This is a genomic window from Deinococcus budaensis, from assembly GCF_014201885.1.
GTDB classification, from domain to species: domain Bacteria; phylum Deinococcota; class Deinococci; order Deinococcales; family Deinococcaceae; genus Deinococcus; species Deinococcus budaensis.
On record NZ_JACHFN010000011.1, the window covers coordinates 1 to 16,988 of the forward strand.

Below are 16,988 nucleotides of genomic sequence, written 5' to 3' on the forward strand. Positions count from 1 at the left end.
TAAACTGTGATGGAGTCGGTATCTAGCCATACCGACTCCATTTTTATGCGTTGTGGCCGTCACCCAGGGCGGCTGTCCCGACCCCTAAACGGCGTGTTATATAGTAGATGAGGTAATTGGGGCGCGAAAGGCCAGAGCGTTCCTGGTTCCTCAACGAGAAGCAAATTCAAATTCTTTCTTGAATTTTCTCTACGACGCCCGAGTGCTACACGTCTTAAAACGGAGTGTTTCATCCAAAGATAATCCTGGTGAAAGGTTCACTGTATTCAAAATCGACTACGGTTGTTATGTTGAGTTGCTCAATACTAGCAACGCTCCTAAAGGACTATTCGACACTGGCGAAAACGACAACGAGAAATTCACCGAGGTGCCTCAGGATGACTACAGGTCAATTAGACGTGCAATCCTTGATGTCAATAGCCTAAACACCTTTAGATGAAATCTTCTTAGCCACAGGACAGAAGCCGGATCACTCTATGCTTCCATAGGGATGAGACACTATTAGTGCAGTCAAACGCCTTTGCTCCTCACCCCTTGCGCTCCCTCTCCTCATCCGCTACTCTGCCTACCGCTGGAACGGTGCCCGAGTGGTTGAAGGGGCACGCCTGGAAAGCGTGTGTACGGGCAACCGTACCGAGAGTTCGAATCTCTCCCGTTCCGCCAACTGAGAGACTGAGCCGCAGCCGCTGGTTGCGGCCTTTTTCGTTGCCCGCACCGCTGCTCCCCGCCGAGCGCGGCCCGTACCGTTACGCTGGAGCATGGCCGACGCGCTGCTGACCCTGCTGCTGTGGCTGCCCCTGCCGCTGCTGCTGGCCTTCGGGACGGCGGGTCTGGCTGCCCTGGGGGAATGCCAGCGCACGGGGCGGCGCTCGGCGGGCTGGCGGGCCGTGACCTGGCTGGCGACGGCGGCGGCCTGCGTGCCCCTGGTGCTGCCCCTGCTGGACGCGGCCCTGGGCGGACGCGGCTGGGCGGTGGACACCACGCCGCTGCTGCTGGGGCTGGCGCTCAGCGGGGCGCTCTACCTGCCCGCCGCCCGGCTGACCCGCCGGGAACGCGGCGGACGGCCCACCGCCGGGGTGCTGCTGTGGCCGCCCGCTTTCCTGCTGCTGGGGCTGCCCTGGGCCGGGGTGATTCTCAGCGTGCTGCTGGACGCGGTCCTGGGCTGACGTTCAGGCCCGCCGCACCCGCCACGCGCTCAGCAGCGGCAGCAGGGCGAAGGCGGCGCAGGCATAAGCGAGCACCGGAAAACCCGCCCGCGCGATCACCACACCGCCCAGCAGCGTGCCCAGTCCGGCGGCCACGTACCCCAGACCGTCGGTGACGCCCTGCGCGGCGGGGTGGCGGGCCAGGGCCTTGCTTCCGGCCACGAAGGCGAGGTTCCACCCCAGGCCCAACAGGAACATGCTGACCCCCAACCACGCGGTTCCCGGCAGCGGCGCGGTCAGGGCGGCGGCCAGCAGCAGCCCCGCGCCGCCCACGTAGCCGAAGCGCAGGCCCAGGCGGTCGATCAGCGGGCCGGTCACCCACCCGAAGGCGAACATGCCTGCCACGTGGCCCGAGATCAGCGCGGCCACGCTGCCGTGGTCCATGCCCGCGTGGTGAGCACGCAGCGGCGTGAGGCTCATCAGCGTGACCATCAGCCCCTGCGCGGTGGCGAGGGCCAGGGCGGTCGAGCGCACCCCCGGCACCCCAAAGGCCTGCCGGACGGAGAGGCGGGGGGCCGTGATCGTCTCCCCGGCCCCGACCGGGGCACGCAGCGGCCTCCAGACGCCGATCAGCAGCGCCGCCAGGGCCAGCAACCCCGCGCCCACCAGCCACCCGGCGACCTCGGCGGTGGTGCCCAGGCGGTTGCCCAGGCCCTCGACCGCGCCGGAAAAGCCGGTGATCACAAAGGACCCCAGCACGCTGGTCAGCATCAGGAGGCCCAGGGCGGTGCCGCGCCGCCCCTCGGGGACGCTTTCGGCGGCGGCGTACCGCGCCTGCTGGTAGCCGCCCTGCGCCGCCCCGACCAGGGCCGCGCCCAGCAAGAAGAGCGGCACCGCCCCGGCCCGCGCCCCCAGGAAGCCCAGCCCGGCCCCCACCGCCCCCAGCATAAAGGCCAGCCCCAGCCCCGTCCGGCGGCCCAGGCGCAGCATCAGCGCCCCGAAGAACCCCGCCGAGAGGGCCGCCGCCGCGCTGATCAGGGTGCTGGGCAGCCCGACGAGGCTCTCGCGGCCCAGGCCACTCATAATCAGGCTGGCGAGAACGGTGCTGACGGTGGTCGCGCCCGTGGCGAGGGCCTGCGCGCCGTACAGCGGGGCGAGCCGCCCCAGCGGCAGGGCCGCCGACGTGGGAACAGCCGGGACGGGCCGCGTCTCGGCGCTCACTGGACTTCGGTGCTCATGCGGTCTCTGGGGTTCACGGGGAGCGCTTCAGGTGCCCTGGGCCGCCCAGCGCTGGGCCACGGCGGTCTTCAGGTAGGCGGCGGCGTCCTGGGTGCTGGCGCCGGGGGTAAAGACCTTGCCCACGCCGAGTTCTTCGAGCTTGGGCAGGTCCTGATCGGGAATGATGCCCCCGCCGAAGAGGATGATGTCCTCGGCGCCGCGCTCTCTGAGCAACGCGGACACCTCGCGGAAATAGTGCATGTGGGCGCCCGACAGCACCGAGAGGCCGATGGCGTCCACGTCCTCCTGAATGGCGGCGTTCACGATCATCTCGGCGGTCTGGCGCAGGCCGGTGTACACCACTTCCATTCCGGCGTCGCGCAGGGCGCGGGCCACCACCTTGGCGCCCCGGTCGTGGCCGTCCATGCCGGGCTTGGCAATCAGGACCCTGATGCGGCGATCTTCCATGCTGAGTTCCTCCTGGGACCTGCTCTCAGAGCGCATTGTAGCCGCCTGCCGCGCGCAGGAATCTTCAGGCGGCGGTCACTGGAGGGGTTCAGACTGGGAGGATGCGCCGCCCGCTCCTTCTGGGTCTGACTCTGGCAAGTGCCGCCCAGGCCGCCGCCTCCCTCCCGACCCCCATGCAGACGCTGAACCATCCGAATGCCCGGTGGGCTATCCATGTGGACCGTCAGCGCGCCGTGGCGGTGGATGACGACGGCGCGGCGGCCGTGCTGGTACCCCGGCAGGGTTCACCCCGCACGGTGAAGTTCTCCGGCAACAGCAAACTGCGTTCGCCCCTCGTGACGCCCGGAGGCCGGGTGCTGGCCGCGCAACTCGACTTTGACCGCTGTCAGGTCGCCGTATGGGACGTGACGGCGGGCCGGAAGATCGCGGCGTTGGAGGGTGCCCTCACACGGGTTCTGGATTGCGGTCAGGACACCTCGTTCATCTTCGACATCGGCTTCACGCCGGATGGCCGCTTCCTGCTGACCGCCGACCAGACGGGCCTGCGCCGCTGGGACGCGCAGACAGGCAGGCTGCTGCGAGCCGTTCCGGGAAAGTTTCTCAGCCAGCACGTCAGCCCGGACGGGCGCTCGGTGGTGACGGTCGGGGAGGGCCGCCGGGTGGAGGTGTGGGCCACCGACCTTTCGAGCCGCCTGAAGGCTCTGCCGCCGCAGCCCACCGACTGTATGCGCGGGCCGGGACCCTGGCCGACCGGGGCGACATGGAACGCCGACAGCACCCACCTCGCCTTCTCCTGCGACCGCGAAGTGCGGGTCTGGAACGTCGCCGCCGGAGGACTGCGGAGCCTGAGGCGGGCGGGTAGGTACGAATATGCCGACGCCCCCACCTTCAGCCCGGACGGGCGCTTCGTGGTGGCGGACGAGGACAGCGCGGGCGTGGCGGTCTGGAACCTGGCGAGCGGTCAGCGGGTCGCGCAACTTGGGACCCCCGGCCCCGGTGTGCAGGTCACGGACGTGGTGATCGCACCCCGGAACGTGCTGTACGCGGCCTGGACCGATGGACGGCTGGCCCGCCTGGACCTGAAGCAGCCCTCGCAGGCGCTGGAGCCGCTCACGGCCTTTCCCAACAAGCCCGGCCTGTGGCCTTCCCTCGCCGTCAACCGTGAGGGGAACCGTTTGGCGGTGGCCTCGGGCGACGGTCGCCTGAACGTGTACGCGCTGCCTGAGCAATAGAGGGCGTGTGGCCCGTGGCCTGTGGAGGCTGGGGCGCTGGCCTGAGCTTCCGCCCCTCTCCACGCCACCAGCGACGGGCCACACGCCCCTACCGCGCCGCGCGCTCCACCCGCGCCACCACGCGCTCACGGCCCAGCGCTTCGAGCATCTCGAACATGCCGGGGCTTTCGCTGGTGCCCGCCAGGGCCGCGCGCAGGGGCTGCATCACCTTGCCGGGCTTGAGGCCGCGTTCCTCTGCAAAGGCGCGCAGGGCCGCGTCGGTCGTGGCCTGGTCGAAGGCGGGCAGGTTCTTCAGCCGCGCGGCGAGGTCGGGCAGAAAGGGGCGGCCCTCCTCGATCAGTTTTTGCGCCTTCTCGTTCACCGGGTAGTCCTCGGACCAGAAGTAGGGCGTCTTGTCCAGGAACTCGGAAAAGACGTCCATGCGCGGGATCATCATGCGGACCACGGCGCGGAAGTAGCCGTCCAGCGGCAGCTCGCGCTTCTGCGAGGCGAGGTAGGCGTGCAGGCGCCGCGCGACCTCCTCCTCGCTCAACACTTCCCGCAGGTACTTGCCGTTCATCCACTTGAGCTTGTCGAGGCTGAAGACCGGGCCGCCCAGGGTCACGTCCTCCAGCCGGAAGACACGCTGGAATTCGGCCAGGTCAAAGATTTCCACGCCGTCCGGGTGCGTCCAGCCCATCGTGGCGAGGAAGTTGAGCATCGCTTCGGGCAAAAAGCCCTGGTTCATGTACCACTCGGCCGAGGTGGGGTTCTTGCGCTTGCTGATCTTGCTGCGATCGGCGTTGCGCAGCAGGGGCATATGCGCCCAGACGGGTTCGGGCCAGCCGAAGGCCTGGTACAGCAGCACGTGGATGGGCGTGGAGGTGATCCATTCCTCGGCGCGGACGACGTGGGTGACTTCCATCAGGCGGTCGTCCACCACGTTGGCGAGGTGGTAGGTCGGGAAGCCGTCGGCCTTGAGCAGCACCTTGTCGTCGATCTCGCGGTTCTGGAAGGCGATGGGCCTGCGGAGGCGGTCGTTCACGACGGTCTCGCCCTCGCGCGGCACCTTCAGGCGGACCACGGCGGCCTCGCCCGCGTCCACCCGGGCCTGCGCGGCGGCGGGATCGAGGTCGCGGCTGGGCACGGCGATCACGCGGCCTTCACTTTGCGCCTGCTCGCGCAGGGCCGTCAGTTCCTCAGGCGTCTCGAAGGCGTAGTAGGCGTGGCCGGAGGCGACGAGTTGCCGGGCGTGGTCGCCGTACAGCCCCGTGCGCTCGCTCTGGCGGTAGGGACCGCCCGGGCCGCCTTGCAGGGGCGATTCGTCGGGGGTCAGGCCCAGCCACTGCATCATCTGGAAGATGCGCGTTTCGCTGTCCGCGACGTAGCGGCCCCGGTCGGTGTCCTCGATGCGCAGGATGAAGCGGCCTTCTCCCTCCCTTTGCCGGGCCTGCGCGGCGAGGGTGTGGTTGAAGAGGCCGATGTAGGCGGTCCCGACGTGCGGGTCTCCGGTGGGGCTGGGGGCGATGCGGGTGACGACAGGCATATCAGGCACAGGATACGGGCCTGGGGGCGGGGCGCCCTATCCTCGGGGCCATGCTCTCGGCCCAGACCACCCGTTTTTTCGGCTACTACCCCGGCACCGTCGCCCTCGTGACCGCCGAGCACACGGACACGCGCAATGTGCTCAGCGTGGGGTGGCACACCGCCTTGAGTGCCGAGCCGCCGCTGTACGGGGTGGCGGTGGGGCGAGAACGCGCGACCCATCCGCTGATCGTGGAGAGTGGACGCTTCGGCGTGAACTTCCTGCCCTTCGCGGCGGCGCGGGCCGTGCAGGGGGCGGGCGTGCTGAGCCTGCACGACGGTGGAGACAAGTTCGCGCGGCTGGGTTTGGCAGTGTTGCCGGACGCAGGGCTGGCCCTCGCCGGGGCTTACCTGCACTACACCTGCGAGGTGGTGGAGGTGGTGCCGACGGGCGACCATGACCTCTTCGTGGGGCGGGTGACGGGGGTGCGGTACGACCCGGCGATGTACGACGACTCCGGGCTGTTCGCGGGCGAGGCGGCCGTGTACCTGGGCCGCAGCGCGTACGTGACGACGGCCCCGGGGAGAGCGGTCTACCCGCCCGAGGACTTCGCATGACCGGCGGCAGGTCTGCGGCGCTTCGGGTGGCGCTGTGGCATCCCGACGGCTTACGGGTGCTGCTGCGGGACGGTGCATTGCCGCAGGTGGAGCTGGCTGCGGACGCGGACCTGACCGCCAGCCTGCGCGCCGCCTGGGGGCTGGAGAGCTGGTTGCTGCACGACGGCGGGCGGGCGATGGGCCGGGAAGGCGCGGCACAGCTTCAGGCGCTTGGGGATCAGGCGCCGGGGGGGTTCGGGTGGGGCCAGGCCGACCTCAGCCCCCTGGCAGGCGCGAGGGCGTGGCAGCGCCCCGGGTGGCCGCAGCGGGCCGCTTCGGTGCTGGAAACGGCGCTGGAACAGGTGGGCCTCCGCCGCACCGGCAGGCTGGACCCCGTCCACCATCACGATCTCGTCGCCGTGGTGCGGGCGCAGACGGAGAGGGGCGCCGTGTACCTCAAGGCCAGCGAAACTGGGCGCGAGGCGGCGGTGACGGCGCGGCTCGCCCAGACGCTGCCGGACCTCCTTCCGCCGCTGCTGTGGGCCGATCCCGGGGCGGGGCTGCTGGTGAGCGCCTCGGGGGGCAAGCTGCTGGACGGCGTGGCCGAACTGACCGCCTGGGAACAGGCCCTGGAACGCCTCGCCCGGTTGCAGACGGGGGCCGACGCCACCGCCCTCGCCAGGCTCGGTTGCCCCGCCTGGCCGCTCGACGAGGTGACCGGGCGAGTGGACACTCTGCTGGGCGACCGGGCGGCCCTGGAGACCTGGGGGCTGGGGCCTGAGCACATCGGAACGCTGGAAGAAGCGCGGCCCGCCGTCCGGTCGGCCTTCCGGGACCTCGGGGCGCTGGGTCTGCCGGACCTGCCCGCCCACGGGGACGCCCATCCCCGCAACGCCCTGCATGGCCCGCGCGGCAGCGTCTGGTTCGACCTGAGCGAGGCGGCGAGTGCGGCGCACCCCTTCATGGACGCGGGGTGGTTCCTGGCCTTTACGCTGCACCCGGCGCGGGCAAAGCTGCCCGTCAGGCTGGCCCAGGCCGATCTGGAAGCCCGGCTGGCAGCGGCTTACGTGAACGCCCTGGGCTGCCCCGGCGCCGACCGACTGCTGTTGAAGACTCTGCCCCTGGCCCTGCTGCACCGCGCCGCCGTCTACGACGCGCAATTCCGGGGGTGGGAAGGCACGGTGCCGGGATGGCGCCCCGAGTACACGCCCTTTTACTTGAAACAGGCCGTGCGGGAACTCGCCCGGCTGGCCTGACCCTTACCGCCCGCCGCTCCTGCCGCCCGGCACCTCGTCCCGCCCCCGCGCCACGTCCCGCACCCCCCGCCGCCCGAAAGCGTGGGCGAGGTCGCGCTCGGAGAGGCGCAGGGTGGTCGGGCGGCCGTGGGGGCAGGCCCAGGGCTGCTCGCATCCCGCCAGGGCGGCCAGCACGGCCTCTCCCCTGTCCGCGTCGAGCATCCCGGCCTTGAGGGCGGGGGCGCAGGCCAGCCGGGCGAGCACGTCGCGGCGGGGGTCAGGGCTGCCGCCCAGCGCCGCTTCCACGATCTGCTCGTGCAAGCGGGGCACCGGCAGCGCGGCGAGCGTGGCAGGCAGGGTCCGCAGCCGGGCCAGCCCCGCGCCGAAGTCCTCGATGCCCAGGCCCCAGCCGCGCAGCTCGGCGCCGCGTTCGTGCAGCCGGGCGACCTGCTCGGGGGTGAGGTGCAGCAGTTCCGGCTCGGGCAGCTCGACGGGAGGCTCAGCGCCCAGCGACCGGGTGAAGTGCTCGTAGAGCGCGCGCTCGTGCGCGGCGTGCGCGTCCACCACCCACAGGTCGCCCTCCCCCTGGGCCAGCAGGTAAAGGGCCTGGTACACGCCGACCAGGGTGAGAACCGGGAAACCGCCGCGCTCGGGCGCCGTCTGCGGTTCGGGCGGGGCGATCAGGGCGGGCGCGGCGCGGGCCAGCGGGTGCGCGGCCAGGGCCGAGGCGACCGCCCCCTGCACGCGGGCCGCCACGCCGGGCAGGTCGGCCAGCGCCACGACCTGCTTGGCGGGGTGGACGTTGGGGTTGTGGTCTTCGGGGGCCACCGTCAGGTCGAGGACGCACAGCGGGGCCACGCCGGAGGGCAGCAACTCCGCGAAGCCCTCGATCACCGCCCGTTCGAGTTCCGGGGGCGCCAGCACCGGCCGCCCGTTCACGCTGAAGTGCATCCGGTCGCGCCGGGCGCGGGTCAGCTCGGGGCGCGAGACGACGCCGCGCACGCCTTCGCCGTCCACCCGGAGTACCCGGTTCGCGCTCAGTGGGCCGTACACGCTCGCCACCGCGCCCCGGTGGTCGGCGGGCGCGTGGGTCAGGCGGGGATCACCGTCCACCGTCAGCCGCCAGTGCAGGCCCGGATGGTGCAGCACGTAGCGGCCCACCAGCGCCGTGATCTCGCGGACCTCGGCGGCGGGGGGCGCCTGGGTGCGGAGGCGGGCGGGCAGCCGGGCGAAGAGGTCTCGCACCGTGACGGCCGTACCCGCCGGGGCCGAGGTCCGCCGCACGGTCACGTCCTCGCCCGAGGCCCGCACCTCCGCCGCCCCGACCTGCGCCGCCGGGCGGGTCACCAGATGCAGCTCGCCCGCCTGCGCCGCCGCCCACAGCGCCTCGCCGCGGAAACCCAGGGTAGAGACGCGCTCCACCGCCCCCGCCGTGGGTTCGAGCTTGCTCGTCGCGTGCCGCACCGGGGCGAGGGCCACCGCGTCCGCCGCGATCCCCGCCCCGTTGTCGCGCACCGCCACCAGCGCGAGGCCGCCGCCCTCCACCTCGACCTCGATGCGGGTGGCTCCGGCGTCCAGCGCGTTTTCCACGAGTTCGCGCACCACGTCGAGCGGGCGCGACACGACCTCGCCCGCCGCGATCAGCCGCGCGACGTGGGGAGGCAGGACGCGGATGGTCACGCCTCCGTCCCTCCCCCACCCCGGGCCTCCCCCTGCCACTTGTGCAGCAGCTCCAGCGCCTGCATCGGCGTCAGGCGCCCCAGGTCCAGCGCGGCGAGTTCGCGGGTCAGCTTGCGGTCGTCGCCCCCCGCGTTCAGGGCGGTCAGCAGCCGGGCCGCGCGGGTGGTGACGGGTGCGGGCAGCCCCGCCAACCGCGCGACCTCCACCCCGTAGCTCTGGCGGGCCGCGCCGGGAATGACCTGGTGGTAAAAGGTCAGGCCGCCCGCGCCCCCGTGCGCCGTCTCGTCCTCCTCGGCGGCGACGTGCAGGTTCACCAGGCCGGGGTGGTCGGCCTCCAGCCGGGTCAGCTCGAAGTAGTGGGTGGCGAAGAGGGTGTGCGCCCCCGTGGCGTGCAGGTGCTCCAGCGCCGACTGCGCGATGGCGAGGCCGTCGAGGGTCGAGGTGCCGCGCCCCACCTCGTCCAGAATCACCAGGCTGCGGTGGGTGGCCCCGTGCAGGATGGCCGCCAGTTCGCTCATCTCGACCATGAAGGTGCTGCGGCCCCCCGCGAGGTCGTCGCTGGCGCCGATGCGGGTATGAATCGCGTCGTAGACGGGCAGCTCGGCGTGGTCGGCAGGCACGAAGGACCCGACCTGGTGCAGCAGGGCACAGAGGGCCACCGTGCGCAGGTAGGTGCTCTTGCCCGCCATGTTCGGCCCGGTGAGCAGCAGAGTGTGCCGCGTCGGCCCCAGCTCGGCGTCGTTGGGCACGAAGCGTCCGCCGGTCGCCCGCTCGACGACCGGGTGGCGGGCCTGCGAGAGCCGCGCGCCACCGGACACGGTCTGGGGCCGCACCCAGCCGCACTCCACCGCGATCTCGGCCAGGGCGGTCAGCACGTCGAGGTCCGAGAGCGCTCCCGCCGCCTCGCCCAGCGCCTCGGCGTGGGCCGCGAGGCCGTCGCGCAGCTCGGTAAAGACCTCCAGCTCCAGCCGCCCCGCCGCCGTCTCCAGCCGGGCGATCTCGCGCTCGCGGTCGCGCAGGTCCGGGCGGGTGAAGCGGGCACGGTCTTTCAGGGTGGCGATCTGGCGGTAGTCGGCAGGCACCTTGCCCAGGTGCGCGCCGGTCACCTCCAGGTAATAGCCGAAGACGTTGTTGAACCCCACCTTCAGGCTGCCAATCCCGGTGCGCCCGCGCTCGCTGGTTTCCAGTTCGGCCAACCAGGCGCGGTGGCCCAGGGCGCCCTCGCGCAGGGTGTCGAGTTCCGCGTGGAAGCCGTCGCGGATCAGGCCGCCCTCGCCCGCGCGGATGGGCGGGTCGTCCACCAGCGCGGCGCGGATCAGGGTCACCACGTCGGGCAGCGCGCCCAGCCGGGCGCGGACCCCCGCCAGCAGGCCGTCGTGCCCGTCCAGCAGCCGGGTCGCTTCGGGCAGCAGTTCCAGCGTGCGCGCCAGCGAAGCGACCTCGCGTGGGGTGGCCCGGCGGGTCGCCACCCGCGCAGCGAGGCGTTCGAGGTCGTGCGCGCGGTACAGCAGCGCCCGCACCGCCCCGCGCAGGTCGGCGGCGCGGGTGAGGGTCTCTACCGCGTCCAGCCGCGAGCGGATGCTGAGTTCGTCCAGCAGCGGCGCGCGCAGCCAGGCCCGCAGCCGCCGCCGCCCGCCCGCCGTGCGCGTTTCATTCAGCACGTCCATCAGGGTCACGCCCTGCGGCGACTGGGCCGCGAAGACCTCCAGCGCCCGCACCGCCGCCTCGCTGAGGCGCATATGCGCCCCCGGCTCGAAACGCACGACCCGGCGCACCATCTCCAGCCGCCCCTGCTGGGTGAGCCGCGCGTAGCCCAGCACCGCCCCGCAGGCCCGCACCAGGGCCGAGGACCCCAGCGACCCCGGCACCTCGCCCAGCACCTCGCCCAGTTCGGCCCGCGCCGCCTCCTCCCCGAAGTTGGCGGGCGAGAGCATCACCGGAAAGCGGGTCTGGAAATCCGCCAGCAACGCGGCGTTTCCGGCAAGTTCGGGAGCCAGCAGCACCTCACGCGCCCGGTGCCGGGCGAGTTCGTCGTAGAGCGCCGTGCGGGTATGAAACGCGGCGCAGCGGAACTCTCCGGTGGACACGTCGAGCAGCGCCAGCGCGTAGCCGTCGCCGGTCGCCACCGCGCCGAGGTAGTTCTCGTCGGCGGTGAGCAGCCGCTCTTCGGTCACCGTGCCCGGCGTGAGCAGTTGCGTGACCTTGCGGTCCACCAGCCCCGAGCCGGGTTCCTCGATCTGGTCGGCCACCGCCACCCGCACGCCCGCCGCGAGCAGCCGCTCGACGTTGCTGTCCAGCGTGCGAATCGGCACCCCGGCCATCGGCGTGGAAAAGTCCTTGCTGCTCTTGTGCGTCAGCGCGATGCCCAGCAGCCGCGCGGCCCGCTCGGCGTCCTCCCCGAAGGTCTCGTAAAAGTCGCCGCACTGAAACAGCAGCAGAAAATCCGGATGCAGGTCGCGCAGCGCCACATACTGCTCCAGCATCGGCGGCAGCACCCCCGATCCCGTTCCCTTCAGCACGCTCTGCGGCACTCCCACCGGCATGGGCGGAGAATAGCGCACGCCGTTCTGTTGTGGACGGAATAGGAGTTGCAATTGAGGGACTGGGACAACGAAAACCGCCCCGCGTGGAGGCGGAGCGGTTGGGGGAGCGAGGGCTTAGCGGAAGAAGGGGAGTTGAAAGCGTGCCTTGAGGTCGGTGAGGTTCAGGCCCGCCGCTTTCAGGCTCGCTGCGCCCAGCGGAGAGGCCACATCCGTCTCCCCCAGGTACAGCCAGTCGGCCGGGAAGCTGCCGCTCCCGAGGTTGACGCCGCCAACGAACATGTCCTCAGTCAGCTTGAGGTCGAGCGCGATGGTGGTCTTGTTCCAGCCCTGCCGGAGCTGCCAGTCCACATTCAGGCTGGCGCTGGTGCCCTCCACGGTGCAGGTCTGGGTGCCCTTGATGGTCACGGCGCGGTCGACGTAGACGAGCACACCCGCCGTCACCGTCAGGCTGGTGTAATTTCCGGCACTGTCCTTGTTGAACCGGAACGCCGCCGGAGCGACCTCGCCGTCCTTGGCGGCATCGACGCGCAGGTCCAGACCCGTTCCGTTCGCCTGGCCGCTGCTCGTGACCGTGCCGGTGCAGCCCTCGACCGGGTTCAGATCGCTCACGTCCAGCGAGGTCAGCAACTCGGGAGCCACCGTCTGCGGAAGCGGCAGGTTGAAGCTGCCGTCTGCCGCCAGCGAGGTGCGGGCGAGTTCCTTACCACCGAACTCCTCCGCAATCAGGGTTCCCGCGCCGCCCGTCCAGGCCTGGGTTCCAAACGTCAGGGTGCTCTCGTTGAAGGTCGGCTCCTTCAAAACACCCGATACAGCGGTCACGTCGCTGGGACGCGGATTGCGGTCACAGGAGGCGAGGAGCAGGCCGGAGCACGTCAGCGTCAACAGGGCAATGTTTTTCATGACCCCTTCACCGTAGCCCCGGCCAGGAAGCATCGCAAGCAGATTTGCCCAGCCTTCCCCTATTCGTCGCACCCCAGAGCGCGCAGCAGGTCAAGGTCGGTGATGGCGGGGGGCGCGGGGCGCGCGGGCGAGGGGCGGGCCGGGGAACGGCGGGTCAGCAGCCGGATCAAAAAGACACGCATGAGGAACCTCGTTTCTGATGTGGGGCTGATCTTAACTGAAGACTTGTTAAAGATGTGAGAAATCGCATACACCTGACGGGGGGCCATGGGGGCGCTGCACCGCGTTCCGCCTGGGGCGGCGTGCGCCGGGGCCTCCCGTAGCATGGCCGCATGACCTACGACCCGCGCATGGGCTACGACCCCGCCCGCAAACTGACCGACGGCGACGTGCAGGAGCGCAAACCGGAAGGCTGGTGGGGCGACGACGGCAAGCTGTTCCGGGAATTCAAGTTCGGCAGCTATCAGGAGGGCGTGGACTTCGCGGTGCGGGTCGCGGCGCTGGCCGAGGCGCGGGACCACCATCCCGACATCCATATCTATTACCGGCGGGTGCGGCTGAATTTCTTCACCCACAGCGTGGGCGGCGTCACGGACCTCGACCTGGAGGGGGCGCAGGCGGTCAATGCCCTGCTGGGCGGGCAGTCCGGGGGGGACGCGCAGCCTTGAAGCTCCGGATTCCCGACGCCGACGTGCTGTGGAGTGCCCTGGCGCCCGAGCGCAAGCACGAGCTGACCCTGACCGTGCAGCCCGGCGACCTCGACGACCTGCACCACGTCAACAACACCGTGTATCTGGCCTGGTGCGAGCAGGTGGCCCGTGCCCACGCGCTGCGGCAGGGGATGGGCACCGCCGCCCTGATCAAGCTGGGCGCCGTGCCGGTTGCCCGGCAGCACATCATCACCTACCACAAGCCTGCGCTGCTGGGCGACCCGGTCCGCATCCGCACCGCCCTGACCGTCAGCGCGGGTGTCCGCAGCATCCGCGCCTATACCCTCGACCGCGCCACCCCAGACGGCGCGGACGGCGAACGCCTGGCCGAGTGCCAGACCGAGTGGGTCTGGGTGGACCCCGTGACCGGACGGCCCAAGCGCACCCCGCGCGAGGTGCTGGAGGCGTTCGGGTTCTGAGGGTGGGAAGGAGGCGGGAGCCGCTCCCCCCTGAGCCGGGAGAGAAGAGCAGAAGCTAAAGCTTTCCAACGACAGGCACAGCGGACGCCGCACAGGTGCGAGTGAGCTGTTCCCGCACCGCCTTCCCCCCGCCCTGCTCGCGCCGCTCCCTGGGTGAAAGCAGCGTGACCGCACCAAGATCAAACGTTCCGGCTGAGAACCACGCCCACCAGCGCCGCCCGTCTGCCCTTGCCGAGCGCAGCGATGAGCTTCCCCGACTCCAACCTGCCCCTACCGCCCCAACGCCACCCGAAGCCCCAGCAACACCATCGCCCCGCCCGTCACCCGCTCCAGCCCGGCCCGCACCCGGGGCGCACGCAACCGGGGCGCCAGCGTGCCGATCAGCAGCACCAGCGTTCCCAGCCACAACACCCCCCACGAGAAATGAATCAGCGCCAGCCCCAGCGCGTGCCCCAGTGCCCCCGGTCCCGGCGGCACGAACTGCGGCAGCACCGTGAGGTAAAAGAGCGCGACCTTGGGATTCAAGACGTTGGTGGTCAGCCCCTGCCCGAGCGCGGCCCCGAACCCCAGGGAAGGCCGGACCGCCTCCGCTGTGGCCTGCGCCGTGTGGCGCGCGTCCAGCCAGGCGCGCACACCCAGATACAGCAGGTAGGCGGCGCCCGCCAGCTTGACCGCCTCGTACAGGGCGGCGCTGCGGGCCAGAATCACGCTGAGGCCCAGGGCGCTGAGTGCGGCGTGGAACAGCAGGCCGCTGGATACGCCCAGCACCGCGCCGAAGCCTGCCGGGCGCCCCCCGGCCAGGGCGGCCCGGGTCACCAGCGCCGTGTCGGCCCCCGGCGTGAGCGTCAGCAGCAGCGAGAACACCACGAAGCCCAGCAGGGAGCCGTCCATGCCCCAGCGTAGCGGGTGCCGGGACGCGCGGGCGTGGCTGGCTCAGGTCACCAGACCCGCCGCCGTGGGCGCGGTGTGGATGCCCGTATCGAGCAACTCGCGCAGCACCCGCACCGTTTCCTCCAGCTCGGCCCCGGTGTTGTAGAGCGCCACCGGGGCGAGGCGCAGGATGTCGGGCTGACGGAAATCGGGGACGATGCCGCGCTCCCGCAGCGCGAGGCTCAGCGCGTGGGCCTGCGGGTGGGCCAGGGCCACGTGCCCGCCGCGCTCGGCGTGGGCGCGGGGCGTGACCACCCTCAGCTCCGGCACCTGCGCGTCGACCAGCGCGAGCAGGTGGTCGGTGAGCTGAAGGCTGCGGGCGCGCACCTCGCCCATCTCCAGGGTGCCGAAGACGCTCAGTGCCCCCTCCAGCCCCGCCAGGGCCAGGATCGGCGGCGTGCCCAGCTGGTGGCCGCCCGCTCCGGGCGCCGGGCGGAACTCGTGGGCCATCTCGAACTGGGTCTCCTTGGCGTGGCCCCACCAGCCGCGCAGGCCGGGCGTGCGGCCGTGATGCCGCTCGTGCAGGAAGAGGCCGCCGGGGGCGCCCGGTCCCGCGTTCACGTACTTGTAGTGGCACCACACCGCGAAATCGGCCCCGTCCCCGTGCAGCGCGTGCGGCACGCTGCCCACGCTGTGCGCGGCGTCCCAGCCGATCAGCAGGCCGCGCGCGTGGGCCTCGCGCGTGAGGCCGGGCACGTCCAGCAGTTGCCCCGAGCGGTACAGCACCGTGGGCAGCAGCGCCAGCGCCACGTCCTCCCGGAAGGCGGCCCGCAGGTCGTCCGGGTGCAGGGTGTGGCCGTCGCGGCTCCCTACCAGCCGCAGCTCGGCCCCGTAGCGCTCGGCCCAGCTTTGCAGCGCGTACACGTCGGAGGGAAAGTCCAGCGCGGTGGCGACGAGGTGACGCCGCTCGCCTCGCGGCCGGTACAGCGTGGCGAGCAGGGCGTGCAGGTTGGCGGTGATGCTCCCGGTGGCGATCACCTCGTGCGGCTGCGCCCCGACCAGCCGCGCGACCCCCGGCGAGAGGCTCTCGGCCAGCCCGAACCAGTGCTCCCAGCCGCTCACGGCCTGCGTCTGCCACTCGTCCAGGCGGCGCAGCACCGCCTCCCTGGCCGCGTGCGGCATCACGCCCAGGCTGTTGCCGTCGAGGTAGATGCCGGGCGGCATGGCAAAGAGGTCACGTCTCATGCTGGGTCTCCTGTGGGCAACGTTCCGGCGGGCAGCAGCACCGCGCGGGCAGGGGCGCCGTCCGCCTCCACCAGCGGCAGCGGCAGGCAGACGAGGTCGTACTCGCCGTCCGGGACGGCCGAGAGGTTCAGGCCCTCCAGAATGAGGATTCCGGCCCCCAGGCAGGCGTGGTGGGCGTCCAGCGTCTTGCTGGTCAGCGGGTCCACGCTGGGACTGTCGGTGCCGATCAGCCGGACGCCGCGCCGCGCCGCCTCGCGCACGAAGGCGGGGTCCAGCGCGGCGAACGCCGCAGGAAACTCGGCCCAGTGGGCAGGCTGGCCGGTGTGCAGCAGCAGCCGGGGCGGCAGCGTGCCGGGCAGCGGGGCCAGCGCGTCCGGGCCGACCAGCCCGGCGGGCGCCTCCACCCTCAGCACCCGGCAGCGGCCCAGGTACACCTCCAGGCCGACCTCGCCCAGCCGGGGGGCGGCGTCCGCGTAGTGCCAGGGGGCGTCCACGTGGGTGCCGGTGTGGGTGCTGGTTCGCAGCTCGCCCGTGTTCACGCTGTCGCCCCGGGCGATGCGCCCACCCGCCTCCAGCCGGAAAGGCGCGTCGCCCGGCCAGGTCGGGTGCCCCGGCGTGAGGGGCCGTGAGATGTCGATCATGGCCAAGAGGCTAGCAGCTCCCGGCGGCCCGCTCCGGGTCCGGTCTCCCCCATCTGACCGCCGCCTCACGTTCCTGGCGTGCTGCCCGGAAAGACCGCCACCCGCCCCACCATGTAGGCGCAGCCGTACAAAAAGAGGGTCGCCACCGGCAAGAAGCGCAGGCCGCTGCGGTGCTCGATCAGTCGCCCCTTGACCAGCACCTCGATCACGTAGAGGCTCAGCAGGCAAAAGGCCGAATACATCCAGTGTTCCCAGTTGCGGCTGGGGTCGGCGGGCAGGCCGTACTTGCTCAGGCCGCCGCCCACGTCGGTCGCGCTGGGCACCTTGGCGCCGCCCAGGGCCAGCACCACGCCCGTCACGACCGGAATCAGCGTGAGGACCCAGGTCAGGCGCAGCCACACCAGAAATCCGGTCCGCACCTCGCGCCTCAGGGCCGGGCCGAGGCTCCAGACGAACAGGACCAGCGTGGCGAGGGCGTAGGGCGTGGGAAACAGCAGCGCGAGGCCGCTGCCGAACTGGTACCCGTGGATCAGCCGCAAGAACTCCATGACGCCCAGCGTAACGCGCGGCCCTCCCCCGGCG

General features: G+C 71.5%; 17 protein-coding genes and 1 tRNA gene. 7 read left to right on the plus strand and 11 right to left on the minus strand.

Features of this window, described 5'->3' with window-relative positions; genetic code table 11:
• The first annotated feature begins 573 nt into the window (after positions 1–573).
• Positions 574–663 (plus strand) — tRNA-Ser (locus HNQ09_RS13520).
• A 95-nt stretch (positions 664–758) separates the two neighbouring features.
• Positions 759–1,166 (plus strand): hypothetical protein, encoded by a 408-nt coding sequence (locus HNQ09_RS13525; protein ID WP_184030296.1) that lies wholly within the window; start codon positions 759–761, stop codon positions 1,164–1,166.
• A 3-nt stretch (positions 1,167–1,169) separates the two neighbouring features.
• On the opposite strand, the gene HNQ09_RS13530 is transcribed toward HNQ09_RS13525, so the two are convergent.
• Positions 1,170–2,366, minus strand: a complete 1,197-nt coding sequence (locus HNQ09_RS13530) for an MFS transporter (RefSeq protein WP_343057817.1) — start codon at positions 2,364–2,366, stop codon at positions 1,170–1,172.
• A 45-nt stretch (positions 2,367–2,411) separates the two neighbouring features.
• Positions 2,412–2,831, minus strand: coding sequence for a cobalamin B12-binding domain-containing protein (locus HNQ09_RS13535; RefSeq protein ID WP_184030297.1), 420 nt, complete (start codon positions 2,829–2,831; stop codon positions 2,412–2,414).
• A gap of 101 nt (positions 2,832–2,932) precedes the next feature.
• Between HNQ09_RS13535 and HNQ09_RS13540 the strand changes: the two genes are divergently transcribed.
• A complete protein-coding gene (locus HNQ09_RS13540; protein WP_184030299.1) occupies positions 2,933–4,063 on the plus strand; it encodes a WD40 repeat domain-containing protein in 1,131 nt (376 codons plus the stop codon).
• Positions 4,064–4,151: 88 nt separating this feature from the next.
• Here the strand turns inward: HNQ09_RS13540 and gltX are convergent, their stop codons facing one another.
• Entirely contained in the window at positions 4,152–5,588 is a 1,437-nt protein-coding gene (gene gltX / locus HNQ09_RS13545) for a glutamate--tRNA ligase (RefSeq protein WP_184030301.1), read from the minus strand.
• Between the two features lie 50 nt (positions 5,589–5,638).
• Here gltX and HNQ09_RS13550 point away from each other — a divergent pair, with 50 nt between their 5' ends.
• Both HNQ09_RS13550 and HNQ09_RS13555 read left to right on the plus strand, forming a co-directional pair.
• Positions 5,639–6,184: a flavin reductase family protein gene (locus HNQ09_RS13550; RefSeq protein WP_184030303.1), complete on the plus strand. Its 546-nt coding sequence runs from the start codon at positions 5,639–5,641 to the stop codon at positions 6,182–6,184.
• Positions 6,181–7,419: a hypothetical protein gene (locus HNQ09_RS13555; RefSeq protein WP_184030305.1), complete on the plus strand. Its 1,239-nt coding sequence runs from the start codon at positions 6,181–6,183 to the stop codon at positions 7,417–7,419. The genes HNQ09_RS13550 and HNQ09_RS13555 overlap by 4 nt, the downstream gene beginning before the upstream one ends.
• Before the next feature lie 3 nt (positions 7,420–7,422).
• On the opposite strand, the gene mutL is transcribed toward HNQ09_RS13555, so the two are convergent.
• The 4 genes from mutL to HNQ09_RS19190 form a co-directional block, all read right to left on the minus strand.
• Positions 7,423–9,078, minus strand: a complete 1,656-nt coding sequence (gene mutL, locus HNQ09_RS13560) for a DNA mismatch repair endonuclease MutL (RefSeq protein ID WP_184030308.1) — start codon at positions 9,076–9,078, stop codon at positions 7,423–7,425.
• Entirely contained in the window at positions 9,075–11,621 is a 2,547-nt protein-coding gene (gene mutS, locus HNQ09_RS13565; protein WP_184030311.1) for a DNA mismatch repair protein MutS, read from the minus strand. The genes mutL and mutS overlap by 4 nt, the downstream gene beginning before the upstream one ends.
• A 114-nt stretch (positions 11,622–11,735) precedes the next feature.
• Positions 11,736–12,521, minus strand: a complete 786-nt coding sequence (locus tag HNQ09_RS13570) for a hypothetical protein (protein ID WP_184030314.1) — start codon at positions 12,519–12,521, stop codon at positions 11,736–11,738.
• Between the two features lie 59 nt (positions 12,522–12,580).
• Positions 12,581–12,703: a hypothetical protein gene (locus HNQ09_RS19190; protein WP_281378328.1), complete on the minus strand. Its 123-nt coding sequence runs from the start codon at positions 12,701–12,703 to the stop codon at positions 12,581–12,583.
• 150 nt (positions 12,704–12,853) lie between these two features.
• On the opposite strand from HNQ09_RS19190, the gene HNQ09_RS13575 reads away from it, so the two are divergent.
• Together HNQ09_RS13575 and HNQ09_RS13580 are read left to right on the plus strand one after the other, a co-directional pair.
• Entirely contained in the window at positions 12,854–13,189 is a 336-nt protein-coding gene (locus HNQ09_RS13575; RefSeq protein ID WP_184030317.1) for a 4a-hydroxytetrahydrobiopterin dehydratase, read from the plus strand.
• A complete protein-coding gene (locus tag HNQ09_RS13580) occupies positions 13,186–13,650 on the plus strand; it encodes an acyl-CoA thioesterase (protein WP_184030320.1) in 465 nt (154 codons plus the stop codon). The genes HNQ09_RS13575 and HNQ09_RS13580 overlap by 4 nt, the downstream gene beginning before the upstream one ends.
• A gap of 270 nt (positions 13,651–13,920) precedes the next feature.
• On the opposite strand, the gene HNQ09_RS13585 is transcribed toward HNQ09_RS13580, so the two are convergent.
• From HNQ09_RS13585 to HNQ09_RS13600, 4 genes are all read right to left on the minus strand, one after another.
• Complete coding sequence (locus HNQ09_RS13585; RefSeq protein WP_184030323.1) at positions 13,921–14,541, minus strand: LysE family translocator; 621 nt, start codon at positions 14,539–14,541, stop codon at positions 13,921–13,923.
• 42 nt (positions 14,542–14,583) lie between these two features.
• Positions 14,584–15,765: a kynureninase gene (gene kynU / locus HNQ09_RS13590; protein WP_184030326.1), complete on the minus strand. Its 1,182-nt coding sequence runs from the start codon at positions 15,763–15,765 to the stop codon at positions 14,584–14,586.
• Positions 15,762–16,406: a cyclase family protein gene (locus tag HNQ09_RS13595; protein WP_184030328.1), complete on the minus strand. Its 645-nt coding sequence runs from the start codon at positions 16,404–16,406 to the stop codon at positions 15,762–15,764. The genes kynU and HNQ09_RS13595 overlap by 4 nt, the downstream gene beginning before the upstream one ends.
• Positions 16,407–16,471: 65 nt before the next feature.
• A complete protein-coding gene (locus tag HNQ09_RS13600; protein WP_184030330.1) occupies positions 16,472–16,954 on the minus strand; it encodes a hypothetical protein in 483 nt (160 codons plus the stop codon).
• Positions 16,955–16,988 lie beyond the last annotated feature (34 nt).

What these genes read in the sequence shown, in the direction of transcription:
- HNQ09_RS13525 (WP_184030296.1), top strand. Translation starts at nt 759, where the DNA reads ATGGCCGACGCGCTGCTGACCCTGCTGCTGTGGCTGCCCCTGCCGCTG.
- HNQ09_RS13535 (WP_184030297.1), bottom strand. Translation starts at nt 2,831, where the DNA reads ATGGAAGATCGCCGCATCAGGGTCCTGATTGCCAAGCCCGGCATGGAC.
- HNQ09_RS13540 (WP_184030299.1), top strand. Translation starts at nt 2,933, where the DNA reads ATGCGCCGCCCGCTCCTTCTGGGTCTGACTCTGGCAAGTGCCGCCCAG.
- gltX (WP_184030301.1), bottom strand. Translation starts at nt 5,588, where the DNA reads ATGCCTGTCGTCACCCGCATCGCCCCCAGCCCCACCGGAGACCCGCAC.
- HNQ09_RS13550 (WP_184030303.1), top strand. Translation starts at nt 5,639, where the DNA reads ATGCTCTCGGCCCAGACCACCCGTTTTTTCGGCTACTACCCCGGCACC.
- HNQ09_RS13555 (WP_184030305.1), top strand. Translation starts at nt 6,181, where the DNA reads ATGACCGGCGGCAGGTCTGCGGCGCTTCGGGTGGCGCTGTGGCATCCC.
- mutS (WP_184030311.1), bottom strand. Translation starts at nt 11,621, where the DNA reads ATGCCGGTGGGAGTGCCGCAGAGCGTGCTGAAGGGAACGGGATCGGGG.
- HNQ09_RS13570 (WP_184030314.1), bottom strand. Translation starts at nt 12,521, where the DNA reads ATGAAAAACATTGCCCTGTTGACGCTGACGTGCTCCGGCCTGCTCCTC.
- HNQ09_RS19190 (WP_281378328.1), bottom strand. Translation starts at nt 12,703, where the DNA reads ATGCGTGTCTTTTTGATCCGGCTGCTGACCCGCCGTTCCCCGGCCCGC.
- HNQ09_RS13575 (WP_184030317.1), top strand. Translation starts at nt 12,854, where the DNA reads ATGACCTACGACCCGCGCATGGGCTACGACCCCGCCCGCAAACTGACC.
- HNQ09_RS13585 (WP_184030323.1), bottom strand. Translation starts at nt 14,541, where the DNA reads ATGGACGGCTCCCTGCTGGGCTTCGTGGTGTTCTCGCTGCTGCTGACG.
- kynU (WP_184030326.1), bottom strand. Translation starts at nt 15,765, where the DNA reads ATGAGACGTGACCTCTTTGCCATGCCGCCCGGCATCTACCTCGACGGC.
- HNQ09_RS13595 (WP_184030328.1), bottom strand. Translation starts at nt 16,406, where the DNA reads ATGATCGACATCTCACGGCCCCTCACGCCGGGGCACCCGACCTGGCCG.
- HNQ09_RS13600 (WP_184030330.1), bottom strand. Translation starts at nt 16,954, where the DNA reads ATGGAGTTCTTGCGGCTGATCCACGGGTACCAGTTCGGCAGCGGCCTC.